A 13,866-nucleotide genomic window follows, 5' to 3' on the forward strand; every position below is an offset into this window, starting at 1 on the left:
ACCGGGACGAAAACATAGCGGACAAAGCTGAACAACTCCCGGGCAGGGACACCGTGTTCGCTGGCACGACCGGCCTCGCGCACGGGTCCGGACGCCCGGGCACCGATCGCCTCCGGCGCGGGAGACCGCTTCGCCCTGGCAGGAGCGAAGTGCGAGCGCAGACTCCCCGCCCGCTACGGCCCCGCGCCGGAGGTCCGAGCGACGTACGGTCGAGACGTGCAGGGCGGCAGGGCCGTACCCCAGGTGCGGATCTGCTTCCACCCGGACCACACGGAGGGATACCGATGACCTCAACGACGAGGCTCACGGTCGCTCAGGCGCTCGTACGCTTCCTGGCCGCCCAGTACACCGAGCGCGACGGCGTGCGCCGCCGGCTGATCGCCGCCACCTGGGGCGTCTTCGGGCACGGCAACGTCGCGGGCCTCGGGCAGGCGCTGGTCGAGTACCCCGACGCCATGCCGTACCACCAGGGTCGTAACGAGCAGTCGATGGTGCACGCGGCGGTCGGCTTCGCCCGCCAGTCGAACCGGCTGTCCACGCACGCGGTGACGACGTCCATCGGGCCGGGCGCGACCAACCTGGTCACGGGTGCCGCCCTCGCCACGGTCAACCACCTCCCGGTCCTCCTGCTGCCCGGCGACGTCTTCGCCACCCGCCCCGCCGACCCGGTCCTCCAGCAGCTTCAGGTCCCGCACGCCGGCGATGTGTCCGTCAACGACTGTCTGCGCCCGGTGTCGAAGTACTTCGACCGGATCACCCGCCCGGATGCGCTGATACCGGCCGCCCTGCAGGCGATGCGCGTGCTCACCGACCCTGTGGAGACGGGCGCGGTCACGCTGGCGCTGCCGCAGGACGTGCAGGCGGAGGGCTTCGACTGGCCGGAGGAGTTCTTCGCCGAGCGGACCTGGAACGTGCGCCGCCCGGGACCCGACCCGATCGAACTCGGCGAGGCCGTCCGGGCCGTCCGCGGCGCCCGGCGTCCGCTCGTGATCGCGGGCGGCGGTGTCCACCACAGCCGCGCCGAGGAGGCCCTCGCCGAGTTCGCCGAGGCCACCGGCATCCCGGTCGCCTCCACCCAGGCCGGCAAGGGCTCGCTGCGCTGGGACCACCCCCAGGACGTCGGCGGCATCGGCCACACCGGCACCGCGGCCGCCGACGAGCTGGCCCGCACCGCCGACCTGGTCATCGGCGTCGGCACCCGCTACACGGACTTCACCACGGCCTCCGGCACCCTCTTCGCCGGTGAGGGCGTCCGCTTCCTGAACATCAACATCGCCTCGTTCGACGGGCACAAGATGTCCGGGACGCCGCTGGTCGCGGACGCCCGCAGCGGGCTGGAGGAGCTGACCGAGGCCCTGGAGCTGCACGACCACCGGGTCGATCCGGCGTACGTCACCGAGTACACGGAGGACAAGGAGCGCTGGGAGCAGCGCGTGGAGGCCTGCTTCGAGGCCGAGGAGCCGGATCTGCGGCCGACGCAGCCGCAGGTCGTCGGCGCTCTGGACGCGGTGGTGGACGAGTCGGACGTGATCATCAACGCGGCCGGTTCGCTCCCGGGCGACCTGCACAAGCTGTGGCGGTCCCGCTCCCGCGACCAGTACCACGTCGAGTACGGCTACTCGTGCATGGGGTACGAGATCCCGGCCGCGATCGGCGTGAAGCTGGCCGCGCCGGACCGGCCCGTGTGGGCACTGGTCGGCGACGGCACCTATCTGATGATGCCGACGGAGATCGTGACGGCCGTGCAGGAGGGCATCGCGATCAAGGTGCTGATCGTGCAGAACCACGGCTACGCGTCCATCGGCGGCCTGTCGGAGTCCGTGGGCGGCGAGCGGTTCGGCACCGCCTACCGCTTCCGCTCCGACGACGGCACGTACACGGGGGCGAAGCTGCCCGTGGACCTCGCCGCCAACGCGGCCAGTCTCGGGATGCGGGTGCTGCGCGCCAGGACCGTACGCGACCTGGGTGACGTGCTCGCCGAGGCGCGCGCCGCGGACACTCCCACATGTGTCTATGTGGAGACCGAAACCGCAGACACTGTGTCGGGCGCGCCTCCCGCGCAGGCCTGGTGGGATGTACCCGTGGCCGAAACCGCGACCCGGCCGTCCGCGGTCAAGGCGCGCGAGGTCTACGAACGGCACGTTGCCACCCGACGCCGCCATCTGTGAAGGAGTTCTCGGGCATGACGAAGATCGTCAACCACTGGATCGGCGGCAAGACCGCCGAAGGCGCGTCGGGCACGTACGGGCCGGTGACGGATCCGGCGACCGGCGCGGTCACCACGAAGGTCGCGTTCGCGACCGTGGAGGAGGTGGACGCGGCCGTCGCCGCGGCCAAGGAGGCCTACGCGACCTGGGGCCGGTCCTCGCTCGCGCAGCGCACCTCGATCCTGTTCAGGTTCCGGGCGCTGCTGGACGAGCACCGCGACGAGATCGCGGAGCTGATCACCGCCGAGCACGGCAAGGTGCACGGCGACGCGCTCGGCGAGGTGGCGCGCGGCCTGGAGATCGTGGACCTGGCCTGCGGCATCAACGTGCAGCTGAAGGGCGAGCTGTCCACGCAGGTGGCGAGCCGGGTGGACGTGGCCTCGATCCGGCAGCCGCTGGGCGTGGTCGCGGGCATCACGCCGTTCAACTTCCCGGCGATGGTGCCGATGTGGATGTTCCCGATCGCCATCGCGTGCGGCAACACCTTCGTGCTGAAGCCGTCCGAGAAGGACCCGTCGGCGTCGATCCGCCTCGCCGAACTGCTGGCGGAGGCGGGTCTGCCGGACGGCGTCTTCAACGTCGTGCACGGCGACAAGGTGGCCGTGGACCGGCTGCTCGAACACCCGGACGTCAAGGCGGTGTCGTTCGTCGGCTCCACCCCGATCGCCCGCTACATCCACACCACGGCCTCCGGGAACGGCAAGCGCGTGCAGGCGCTGGGCGGCGCCAAGAACCACATGCTGGTCCTGCCGGACGCCGACCTGGACGCGGCGGCGGACGCGGCGGTCTCGGCGGCGTACGGCTCCGCGGGTGAGCGCTGCATGGCCGTCTCCGCGGTCGTCGCGGTCGGCTCGATCGGCGACGAGCTGGTGGAGAAGATCCGCGAGCGCGCCGAGAAGATCAAGATCGGTCCGGGCGACGACCCGGCGTCCGAGATGGGCCCGCTGATCACGAAGGCGCACCGCGACAAGGTGGCGTCGTACGTCGCGGGCGCGGCGGCGGAGGGCGCCGAGGTCGTCCTCGACGGCACCGGGTACACCGTCGACGGCTACGAGGACGGTCACTGGATCGGCATCTCGCTGCTGGACAGGGTGCCGACCACGGCGAGGGCGTACCAGGACGAGATCTTCGGCCCGGTGCTGTGCGTCCTGCGCGTGGACACGTACGACGAGGGCGTGGCGCTGATCAACTCCTCGCCCTTCGGCAACGGCACCGCGATCTTCACCCGGGACGGCGGCGCGGCCCGCCGCTTCCAGCTGGAGATCGAGGCCGGCATGGTCGGCGTGAACGTGCCGATCCCGGTCCCGGTGGGCTACCACTCCTTCGGCGGCTGGAAGGACTCGCTCTTCGGCGACCACCACATCTACGGGAACGACGGCACGCACTTCTACACCCGCGGCAAGGTGGTCACCTCCCGCTGGCCCGACCCGGCCGACGCCCCGGCGGGCGTGGACCTGGGGTTCCCGCGCAACCACTGATCATCGCCCGGCAGGGCTGACGAGGCCGTCCGTCATGCGGACGGCCTCATTTTTTTCCGGGACCCCGTTGCGGTTCCCGCATGACCGCAAGATGCCGAACGGACGGACCGATTGACGCGTGATTCAGTCGTAGATCGCGATTCTGGTGCGGATTTCGTAGCTGAACACCCATTGACGCGGCGGTTTTCGTCGGGGTTCGATGCGTGCGCCGGGAGCGCACCAGAGCATGTACGACCGAAGCCGCGGAGGCGATAACGCTCCCGACCCCACCATGTCGCACGAGTCGATCGGAACCGCCGCATGACCGACACGCTCCGCCCTGTCGAGAACGCCCCCGTCCCGGTATCGGGCAGTCCCCAGAAGCTCAAGCGGTCCATCGGCGTCGTCGGCGGCACCCTCCTGACCCTGTCGTGCGTGACGCCCGCCTCCACGCTCTTCGTGGTCGTCCCCGACCTGTTCGGCTCGCTGGGCACCGCCACCGCCCTCACCATCGCCATCGGCTCCGTCCTCTGTATCGCGGTGGCGTTCTGCTACTCGGAGCTGGGCACCCTGATCCCCAGCGCGGGCGGCGAGTACGCGATGGTGTCGACGCTGGCCGGACGGCTCGCGGGCTGGCTGGTGTTCGTGCTGTCCCTGCTGGTCGTCATGATCGTGCCACCGGTGATCGCGATGGGCACGGCGGACTACCTGGCTCCGGTGGTGCACCTCGACCCGGCCATGACGGGCGCCGGGGTCATGCTCCTCGCCACCCTCGCCGGTCTGCTGGATCTGCGCGCCAACGCCTGGATCACCGGCATCTTCCTGGTCCTGGAAGTCGTGGCCGCGGGCGTCGTCGCGGTCCTCGGCTTCGCGCACGGCGAGCGGGGGGCCGGCAGTCTGGTCTCGATGCAGGTGACCGGCGCCGGAGGGCACACGGACCACGTCACGGCCATGATGGTGGTCTCCGGCCTCGCCATCGCCCTCTTCGTCACCCAGGGCTTCTCGACCGCCGTCTACCTCTCCGAGGAACTGGAGAACCCGCGCCACACCGTCGCCCGCACGGTCCTCGCCACCCTCGCCATCTCCTCGGTCGTCATCCTGGTCCCGGTCGTCGCGATCACCATGGGCGCCCCCGACCTCAAGGCGCTGACCGGCGGCGACCTCAGCAGCATGGTCACCGCCTGGTCGAACACCGCCGTCGGCACCTTCGTGAGCCTGTGCGTGGCGCTCGCGATCATCAACGCGGGCATCGTCATGGTCATCCAGAACTCCCGCGTGCTGTTCGCCTCGGCCCGCGACAAGGCCTGGCCCGAGCCGGTCAACCACGCGCTCGCCAAGCTGGGCAGGTTCGGCTCCCCCTGGGTCGCCACCCTCGTCGTCGGCGTCCCCGGCGCACTGCTCTGCTTCGTCAACCTGGACACGCTCTACGGCGTCACGGGCGTCTCGGTGACCGGCATGTACCTGCTCGTCGCGGTGGCCGCCCTGCTCGCCCGGCGCGGCGCCCACGCGCACACGCCGGCCTGGCGGATGCCGCTGTGGCCCGCGATGCCGGTCCTGCTGATCGCGGTCCTGGGCTACATCCTCACCCAGCAGGAGGCGACCTACCTGCTGTGGACGGGCGGCATCACGGCCGCCGCCACCCTCTACTGGGCCCTGTACCTCCGCCCGCGCCGCGCGACCCGCTGGCTGGTGTCGCTCCCGGAGGACGCGCGGGCCTGAGCCGCCGTCCCCGTCGCCCCGTCGCCCCTGCCGCCCGCACCACCACCGGCGGCTGGGGCGGCCGCGTCGTCGTACCACGGCTGCGGTACGCGGCGGCAGGCCCGTACGCCCGCAGGAGGGGCCGCGGTTCAGTCCCGCGGCTGCCCCCGTTGTCGGCGGTGGCCTTTACCGTTGACGCATGGATCTTCGACTGCCCGCATTCCGTGGGCTGCGCCGAGGGGCCGTGGCCGCCGTGGTCGCGGCCCTCCTCGTGCTGGCCGGCGTCGGGACGTGGACGGCCGTCGCATCGGACGACGCACCGGCCGTGCACCGCTCCGACAGAGTCATGGACATGGGCGGCGGAGTACGGATCGACACCTCGTTCTTCACGTCCGGGTCCCCCGGCCGCCGCCCGGCCGTCCTGCTCGCGCACGGCTTCGGCGGCAGCAAGGACGACATGACGGACCAGGCGGTCACGCTCGCCCGGGACGGGTACGCGGTGCTGACCTGGTCGGCGCGCGGCTTCGGAAGGTCCACAGGGAAGATCGGGCTGAACGACCCGAAGAGCGAGGTCGCCGATGTCTCCCGGCTCATCGACTGGCTGGCGCAGCGGCCGGAGGTCCGGCTGGACAAGCCGGGCGACCCGCGCGTGGGCATGGCCGGCGCGTCCTACGGCGGCGCGATCGCGCTGCTGGCCGCGGGGTACGACCACCGGGTGGACGCCATCGCCCCGGCGATCACGTACTGGAACCTGGCGGACGCCCTGTTCCCGAACGGCGTGTTCAAGAAGCTGTGGGCAGGCGTCTTCGTGAACTCCGGCGGCGGCTGTGCGAAGTTCACCGCCGAGCTGTGCCGGATGTACGAGCGGGTCGCCGAGTCCGGCAAGCCCGACACCGAGGCGCGTGCCCTGCTCCAGGCGCGTTCGCCGTCCGCCGTGGCAGAGGACATCAAGGTGCCCACCCTGCTGGTGCAGGGCCAGTCCGACTCGCTGTTCCCGCTCGGGCAGGCGGACGCGGCGGCCCGGGCGATCCGGGCCGACGGCGCCCCGGTGGACGTCGACTGGATCGCGGGCGGCCACGACGGCGGGGACATGGAGACCAGCCGCGTGCAGGCCCGTGACACCGCCTGGTTCGACCGCTATCTGAAGGGCGACAAGGGCGTCGACACAGGGCCCGCCTTCCGGATCACCCGCACCGGCGGCATCGACTCCACGGACGGCGCGGCCCAGTTGAAGGGCGCGAGCGGCGCCTCGTACCAGGGGCTGGAGAGCGGGCAGCGGACGGTCGAGCTCAGCGGCCGTCAGCAGCGGTTCGCCAACCCGGCCGGGGCCACCCCGCCCGCGGTCTCCGCCCTCCCCGGGCTCGGCGGCTCGGGCGGCCTCGCCCAGCTGTCGTCGCTGGGCGTCGGGGTGTCGCTCGACTTCCCCGGACAGTACGCGCAGTTCGACTCACGTCCCGTGCGCCAGGACCTGTGGATCACCGGCTCGCCGACCGTGACGGTGCATGTCACCTCGACGAGCGACGACGCCGTACTGTTCGGGAAGGTGTACGACGTCGGCCCCGGCAAGGGACAGCCGGTACTGCCGTCACAACTGGTCGCCCCCGTCCGGGTGGAGGGAGCCAAGACCGGCAAGGACGTCACGCTGACCCTGCCCGCCGTCGACCACGAGGTGCAGAAGGGACACCGGCTCCGGCTGGTCCTCGCCTCCACGGACCTCGGCTACGCCTCCCCGACCGCACCCGCCACGTACACGGTCTCCCTGAAGAGCGGACTGAAGGTGCCGACGGCGCCCGGGGTCGCGACCGCTGCGGCCCCGCTTCCCTCCTGGGTGTGGTGGCTGCCGGTGACCGGAGCGGTCGTCGCGGCGGCCCTGCTGCTCACGGCCCGCCGCCGTACGACGGCACCGGCACCCGACCCGGCGCTGGCGGACGTCCCGCTGCACATCACCGGCCTGAGCAAGCGGTACGCGAAGTCGGCGGACCGGTACGCGGTCAAGGACCTGTCCTTCCGCGTGGCGAAGGGACAGGTGCTGGGCCTGCTGGGGCCGAACGGCGCGGGCAAGACCACAACGCTGCGCATGCTGATGGGCCTGATCCGGCCGGACGGCGGCGAGATCCGCGTCTTCGGCCATGCGGTGCGCCCGGGTGCGCCGGTGCTGTCACGGGTCGGGGCCTTCGTGGAGGGCGCCGGATTCCTGCCGCACCTGTCCGGCCGGGAGAACCTGGAGCTGTACTGGCGAGCGACGGGCCGCCCGGCCGAGGACGCGCACCTGGACGAGGCGCTGGAGATCGCGGGGCTCGGCGACGCGCTGGAGCGCGCGGTGCGCACGTACTCCCAGGGCATGCGGCAGCGCCTCGCCATCGCCCAGGCGATGCTCGGCCTGCCGGACCTGCTGATCCTGGACGAGCCGACCAACGGCCTGGACCCGCCCCAGATCCGCGAGATGCGCGAGGTCATGATCCGGTACGCGGCGGGCGGGCGCACGGTCATCGTCTCCAGCCACCTGCTGGCGGAGGTCGAGCAGTCCTGCACCCACCTGGTGGTCATGGACCGCGGCCGACTGCTCCAGGCGGGCCCGGTCAAGGAGATCATCGGCTCGGGCGACACCCTGCTCGTCGGCACCGCCGCACCCGTGGAGGAGCCCCTCGTCGAAAAGGTGGGCGCACTGCCGGGCGTCGCCTCGGCGGTGCGCACGGAGGACGGGCTGCTGGTCCGGCTCGACGCGGGCGGCAGCGCGCCGCGGCTGGTCGCGGAGCTGGTGCGGCTGGAGGTCCCCGTGGAGTCCGTGGGCCCCCACCGGCGTCTGGAGGACGCCTTCCTGACCCTGATCGGAGGTTCCGCATGAGTGCGCTCGCCGAGCGGGCGGAGACGGCCGACGGGTACCGGGCGCGGCGGACGCTGCCGCTGCGTGTGGAGCTCGTCCGGCAGTTGAAGCGGCGCCGCACCCTCGTGATGGGTGCCATCCTGACCCTGCTGCCGTTCGTGCTGGTCGTCGCGTTCGCCATCGGCGGCGACCCGGGCTCGCGCAACGGCCGGGTGACGCTGATGGACACGGCGACCGCGTCGGGTGCCAACTTCGCCGCGGTGAACCTGTTCGTCTCCGCCGGGTTCCTGCTGGTCATCCCGGTGGCCCTGTTCTGCGGCGACACGGTCGCCTCGGAGGCGAGTTGGTCCTCGCTGCGCTATCTGCTCGCGGCACCCGTCCCCCGCACCCGCCTGCTGTGGTCCAAGCTCGCGGTGGGGCTCGGCATGAGCCTCGCGGCCATGGTGCTGCTGCCGGTCGTCGCGCTCGCGGTGGGGACGGCCGCCTACGGCTGGGGCCCGCTGAACATACCGACCGGCGGCTCCCTCTCCCCGGGCACGGCGGCTGCGCGGCTGGCCGTCGTGGTGGCGTACATCTTCGTGTCCCAACTGGTCACCGCCGGGCTCGCGTTCTGGCTGTCGACGAAGACGGACGCCCCGCTGGGCGCGGTGGGCGGCGCGGTCGGGCTCACCATCGTGGGGAACGTGCTGGACGCGGTCACCGCTCTCGGCCACTGGCGCGACTTCCTGCCGGCGCACTGGCAGTTCGCCTGGGCCGACGCGGTGCAGACCCAGCCGGAGTGGGCCGGCATGGTCCAGGGCACGGCGATCTCGGTGACGTACGCGCTCGTGCTGTTCGCCCTGGCGTTCCGCGGTTTCGCCCGCAAGGACGTCGTCTCCTAGGACAGCCGGGGATCCCCGGAGCCGAGTGGCCGGGGCGCATACGAAGGAGCGGCCCGCCGAATCGTTCGGCGGGCCGCTCCTCGTGCGCCGGAAGTTCCGGACTCAGCCGTTGTTGGTGCCGTTCGCGGACAGGACCGGAACGTCGTCCAGGATGTGCGACAGCGGCTCGTCGCCCTTGGCCTGGGTGGAGTTCTCCGTGCACTGCTGGTTCTGCGACGCCGACAGGACGGGGACGTCCTGGACGCCGACCGGCACCAGGCCGACGAGCGAACCGGCGTTGACCTTCGCCGGCAGACCGACACAGGGCTTGTTCAGCGAGCCCTGGATGAGCGCCATCTGGGGGCTCATCGCGCCGTAGGTGGCCGAGTTGCCGTACTGCTGCGTCGAGGTGTTGCCGTTGGTGGACGTCGTCCCGGTGTCGTCACCGAGCGCCAGCGCCTGCGGAGCGGCCGCCGCCGAGACGCCCACCACGGAAGCAGCGACCGCCGCGGCGGCCATGAACCTCTTCATCACTTGCTAGTCCCTTCTGGAGAAACCCCGTCCACCGGAGCGCTCTGGACAACTGCCGCACGGTGTCATGGTTGCTCCCCTTCACTCCGATGGCCGATATCGAGAGGCGCAGGCGGATCCGTGCGCCGGGCGCGTATTTCCAGAATTACTGCCCGCGGAACGGGCCCGACCGGGTGAACGGCCGAAACCAATACGAGGGTTCCGGGTTGGTCGCAGAGCAGGAACACGTGTCTTCTGTCAGGAAAGGAACCGACATGTTCAAGAAGGCGATGGCCGCGGCTGCGGTCGCGGCTTCCGTGGTGGGTGTCTCGGCGGCGGCCGCTCCGCATGCCCTGGCGCTCGGTGACGACACCGGCACCACCTCCACCAACTCGAACACCATCTCCGAGTCGTTCGGCAACTCGGCGACCTCGGGCGCCATGAGTCCGCAGATGTCCCTGGTGCAGGGCTCCCTGAACAAGCTCTGCCTCGGTGCGCCGGCCAAGGCCAACGCCGGTTCGCTCGTCGGCCTGGTGCCGGTCGCCGTGCAGGACGTCCCGGTCCTGTCGGCTCCGCAGAACCAGCAGTGCACCGAGAACTCCACCCAGGCCAAGGGCGACGAGCCGCTGTCGCACGTCCTGGAGGACGTTCCGGTCCTGTCCGCGAACGGAACCGGCAACCGCTGACCGCCTTCGCGCACCGGTCGGCCGCCCGCTTTCGCATCTTCGGCGCCCCGGACGCGGGCGGTCGTCGGCGAATTCTTCTTTTCCCGGCCTCCTCCCCAACGGCTTTAAGTCGCACGAAGTCACGCGGACGGCCCGCCCCGCCTTTCGTGTGTATTCACGATCGGCGTTCGGGTGAATTGCGTGGCGGCCCTCGCCAGGGAGTTGCTTCGGCCGTCTATTCCTCGTTTCACAGATGCAGGTCGTGCGGCGAGCCGTTTCAAGCCGTGCTCGCTCGGTTTCGGCCGTCACAGGGGCACGACCGCACAGAAGGGAAATTCCGTGAAGCACAAGAAGAGCGCCGCCGTCGTGGCCGGCGCCATCATGGCTCTGGGAATGGCCGCGCCGGCCATGGCGGACTCCGGAGCCGACGCGTCCGCGACCAACTCCCCGGGTGTCCTGTCCGGGAACGTCATCCAGGTTCCCGTGCACGTGCCCGTCAACGTCTGCGGCAACAGCCTCAACATCATCGCGCTGCTGAACCCCACAGCCGGCAACGCGTGCTCCAACACCTGACGCCATGGCCGCGCGCGGCTGAGGTCGTCGCACACCAGCCGTCCGGCTGTGTCACGGCCGGCCTTGGACTGCTCTTCTCGGTTCCAGGGCCGGCTTTACCACTTATCCCACCTCTACCAGCAGGAAGACAACGAGATTGCGACAGACCCTGAGCAGGGGAATGGTCGCGGCGGCCGCCGCGACGGGCATTCTGTCCCTGTGCGGCAGCCCGGTGTTCGCCGACTCGACCGCCGACGGCTCGACGTCCGGATCACCGGGCCTCGCGTCCGGCAACACCATCCAGGCCCCCGTGAACGTCCCCGTCAATGTCTGCGGCAACACGGTCAACGTGATCGCCGTGCTGAACCCGGCGTTCGGCAACGCCTGTGCCAACGGCCGGGGCGCCACGGCATCCCCTGCACCCGTGACCCCCGCCCCCACACCGACCGTCCCGGTGCAGACGCCGCCGCACGGCAACGGTTCCGGCACCCCGAGCACCCCACCCGGGTCGGGCACCTCGAGCACCCCGCCCGGGTCCGGCACCACGACCACCCCGCCCGGGTCCGGCACCACGACCACCCCGCCCGGGTCCGGCACCACGAACCCTCCGGGCTCCGGGGCGACGCCCCAGACGCCGGGCACCGGGACGACCCCGCCGGAAGGAACGCTGCCTCCGCAGGGAACGCTGCCGCCCCAGGCTGGTGTCCCGCAGACGAACATCCCGCGGGCCGGCGTGCAGCCCGTCGCGGCCTCGCACACCCTGCCCGCCCTGGCGGAGACCGGCAGTGAGGGCCTCCTCGCGGCCTCGGCCGTCAGCGTCGCGATGCTGACCGGCGGGCTCATCCTGTACCGACGGGGGCGGGTCACCTCCCGCCGGTAGCGCGCCGGGGGCCGGGCGTCCCGCGTCCGGCACCCGTGGCGTCGTTCACGCGTCACTCCCTCAGTTCACCGCCCAGGGGCGGCGTCCACTCCGGACGCCGCCCCTGGGCCGTTCAGCCGATGGGCACTCGCGGCCGATGCGCCACCCGTGTCACAAAGGACTCCCTCCGGTCACGCATGTCCCGGCTGTGCGGGCCTTCTGTCACAGCCGGTTCACAGGCCCTTTCCCGCGCGCGCCGCGGGTCGTTGACCCGGCACAGGCTTTGTGATCGCCAGCGCGGGCCCGGCTCCCCCGACGACCTCCCCCCGGTCGCCGCCGTGGCGTGCGCGAGGAGGTGCTTGAAGATGACGGACCGTCGCCTCTGGTCCTACAAGGAGATCGCCGCCCACATCAGCGTGCAGCCGGACACCGTCAGGTCCTACCGCAAGCACGGGCTGCTTCCCCCACCGGACCATGTGGAGGGCGGAAAGCCCTACTGGTACGCCGACACGGTCCGGGCCTGGGTGGCCTCCCGCCCGGGCAACCGCGGCCGCGGAGAGCCCTGACGGCTACCCCCGGTGCCTCCGAGTGGCCCGTCCCGGTCGGGGCGGGCCACTCGGCTGTCGCCGGCGGTGGCCGGCCGGCTCAGCGCCACGGCTCGACGACCGTCACTCCCTGCCCCGGTGCCGTACCCATGGCCGCCAGTGCCTCGGGGGACGCGGCCAGCGGGATGGCCGACGTGACCAGGAGGTCGGGGCGCACGGCGCCGGACCGGACCAGTTCCAGCATCGGCGGATACGCGTGTGCCGCCATGCCGTGGCTGCCGAGGATCTCCAGTTCCAGGGCGACCACCCGGGACATGGGGACGGGGGTGGTGCCGTCGGCGGAGGGCAGCAGACCGACCTGGACGTGGCGTCCGCGGCGGCGCAGTCCGTTCACCGACGCGGCGCACGTCGCCGGGGAGCCGAGCGCGTCGAGGGAGACGTGGGCGCCGCCGCCGGTCAGGGAGCGGACCGCTTCGGCCGTGTCGTCGGCGCCCGTCGCGTCCACGCACTCCGCCGCGCCGAACTTCCGTGCCAGCTCAAGGGCCTGGGGCGACAGGTCGACGGCCACGACCCGCGCCCCCACGGCCGCCGCGATCATCACCGCCGACAGCCCGACACCCCCGCAGCCGTGCACGGCGACCCACTCCCCGCGGCCGGCCGCCCCTGCTGGACGACCGCCCGGAACGCCGTGGCGAACCGGCACCCGAGCGCCGCCGCCGTCCGGAACGACATCTCCTCCGGCACCGCGACCAGGTTCACGTCCGCGTGCTCCAGCGCCACGTATTGTGCGAAGGACCCCCAGTGCGTGAACCCGGGCTGGGTCTGCCGCTCGCACACCTGCTGGTCGCCCGCCGCACAGGACGGACAGCTGCCGCAGGCGCAGACGAACGGCACCGTGACCCGGTCGCCGGGCCGCCGGCGCGTCACCCCGGCGCCGACGGCCTCGACGACACCGGCGAGTTCATGGCCGGGCACGTGCGGGAGCGTGACGTCCGGGTCGTGTCCCATCCAGCCGTGCCAGTCGCTGCGGCACAGCCCCGTCGCCTCGACCCGCACCACGGCCCCGTGCTCTGACGGTTCCGGGTCCGCCACCTCGCGCACCTCGGCCCGCTCCCCGTACCGCTCGAACACCACCGCACGCATACGACCGACCCTCCGCCATGTCCGCGATCCCTGCCCCGCAGATCGTCTCCTGCCGAACGCTAGTGCCCCGCCGGTGCCCCGTCCCCCGGGCCTCCTCCCCGTCCTCCACGCCGAGATGCGACCCACTGACGGCGGCCGGACGGAACGCGCCCCGCCGATGCGCCCCCACCTCCCCTCGTCGGGTACCCCCAGGGGGTATAGTGTGATTCTCGTAAGCCCCACACGCCTCCCTGAGGAGTAACGCCATGACCGCGCAGACCGACACCCCCGGTTCCGTGACGACCGTCTACAAGGTGAGCGGGATGAGCTGCGGGCACTGTGAAGGCTCCGTCTCCGGCGAGATCTCCGGCATCGACGGCGTCACCTCCGTCACCGCCGTCGCGTCCACCGGCGAGGTGACGGTCGTCTCCGCCGCCCCCCTCGACGACGAGGCCGTGCGCGCCGCGGTCGACGAGGCGGGCTTCGAACTCGTCGGCAAGGCCTGAACCACCGGCATCGCCCACCGCATCGAGCCGTACCGACCAGCTGATACTGGCTCCGCACGGC

Annotated in this window: 11 protein-coding genes and 2 pseudogenes; 11 read left to right on the forward strand and 2 right to left on the reverse strand. The window is 71.9% G+C overall.

Features of this window, described 5'->3' with window-relative positions; genetic code table 11:
• Positions 1–32 precede the first annotated feature (32 nt).
• The 6 genes and pseudogenes from N8I84_RS15000 to N8I84_RS15025 all read left to right on the forward strand — a co-directional run.
• Positions 33–195 (forward strand): annotated as a pseudogene (locus N8I84_RS15000) (5-deoxy-glucuronate isomerase); the annotation flags it as partial.
• Between the two features lie 89 nt (positions 196–284).
• Positions 285–2,168 (forward strand): 3D-(3,5/4)-trihydroxycyclohexane-1,2-dione acylhydrolase (decyclizing), encoded by a 1,884-nt coding sequence (gene iolD, locus N8I84_RS15005; protein WP_263230007.1) that lies wholly within the window; start codon positions 285–287, stop codon positions 2,166–2,168.
• Positions 2,169–2,182: 14 nt separating this feature from the next.
• Positions 2,183–3,685, forward strand: a complete 1,503-nt coding sequence (gene mmsA / locus N8I84_RS15010) for a CoA-acylating methylmalonate-semialdehyde dehydrogenase (protein ID WP_263230008.1) — start codon at positions 2,183–2,185, stop codon at positions 3,683–3,685.
• A gap of 300 nt (positions 3,686–3,985) precedes the next feature.
• Complete coding sequence (locus tag N8I84_RS15015) at positions 3,986–5,383, forward strand: APC family permease (protein ID WP_263230009.1); 1,398 nt, start codon at positions 3,986–3,988, stop codon at positions 5,381–5,383.
• Between the two features lie 178 nt (positions 5,384–5,561).
• Entirely contained in the window at positions 5,562–8,207 is a 2,646-nt protein-coding gene (locus N8I84_RS15020; RefSeq protein WP_263230010.1) for an alpha/beta fold hydrolase, read from the forward strand.
• Positions 8,204–9,067 (forward strand): ABC transporter permease, encoded by an 864-nt coding sequence (locus tag N8I84_RS15025; protein WP_263230011.1) that lies wholly within the window; start codon positions 8,204–8,206, stop codon positions 9,065–9,067. The genes N8I84_RS15020 and N8I84_RS15025 overlap by 4 nt, the downstream gene beginning before the upstream one ends.
• A 102-nt stretch (positions 9,068–9,169) precedes the next feature.
• On the opposite strand, the gene N8I84_RS15030 is transcribed toward N8I84_RS15025, so the two are convergent.
• Positions 9,170–9,577, reverse strand: coding sequence for a rodlin (locus N8I84_RS15030; RefSeq protein WP_390898894.1), 408 nt, complete (start codon positions 9,575–9,577; stop codon positions 9,170–9,172).
• Positions 9,578–9,831: 254 nt separating this feature from the next.
• Between N8I84_RS15030 and N8I84_RS15035 the strand changes: the two genes are divergently transcribed.
• From N8I84_RS15035 to N8I84_RS15050, 4 genes are all read left to right on the forward strand, one after another.
• Positions 9,832–10,242, forward strand: a complete 411-nt coding sequence (locus tag N8I84_RS15035; protein WP_263230013.1) for a rodlin — start codon at positions 9,832–9,834, stop codon at positions 10,240–10,242.
• 360 nt (positions 10,243–10,602) lie between these two features.
• On the forward strand, positions 10,603–10,794 hold the full coding sequence (locus N8I84_RS15040) for a chaplin (protein ID WP_390899030.1): 192 nt from the start codon (positions 10,603–10,605) through the stop codon (positions 10,792–10,794).
• A gap of 136 nt (positions 10,795–10,930) precedes the next feature.
• Complete coding sequence (locus N8I84_RS15045) at positions 10,931–11,653, forward strand: chaplin (RefSeq protein WP_263230014.1); 723 nt, start codon at positions 10,931–10,933, stop codon at positions 11,651–11,653.
• A 344-nt stretch (positions 11,654–11,997) separates the two neighbouring features.
• Positions 11,998–12,198 (forward strand): helix-turn-helix transcriptional regulator, encoded by a 201-nt coding sequence (locus tag N8I84_RS15050; protein WP_103838731.1) that lies wholly within the window; start codon positions 11,998–12,000, stop codon positions 12,196–12,198.
• Positions 12,199–12,277: 79 nt separating this feature from the next.
• On the opposite strand, the pseudogene N8I84_RS15055 reads toward N8I84_RS15050, so the two are convergent.
• Positions 12,278–13,320: pseudogene (locus tag N8I84_RS15055) on the reverse strand (zinc-dependent alcohol dehydrogenase family protein).
• Between the two features lie 245 nt (positions 13,321–13,565).
• On the opposite strand from N8I84_RS15055, the gene N8I84_RS15060 reads away from it, so the two are divergent.
• Positions 13,566–13,805, forward strand: a complete 240-nt coding sequence (locus N8I84_RS15060; protein WP_263230015.1) for a heavy-metal-associated domain-containing protein — start codon at positions 13,566–13,568, stop codon at positions 13,803–13,805.
• Positions 13,806–13,866: the final 61 nt, after the last annotated feature.

The organism is Streptomyces cynarae (genome assembly GCF_025642135.1).
In the GTDB taxonomy this organism is placed as follows: domain Bacteria; phylum Actinomycetota; class Actinomycetes; order Streptomycetales; family Streptomycetaceae; genus Streptomyces; species Streptomyces cynarae.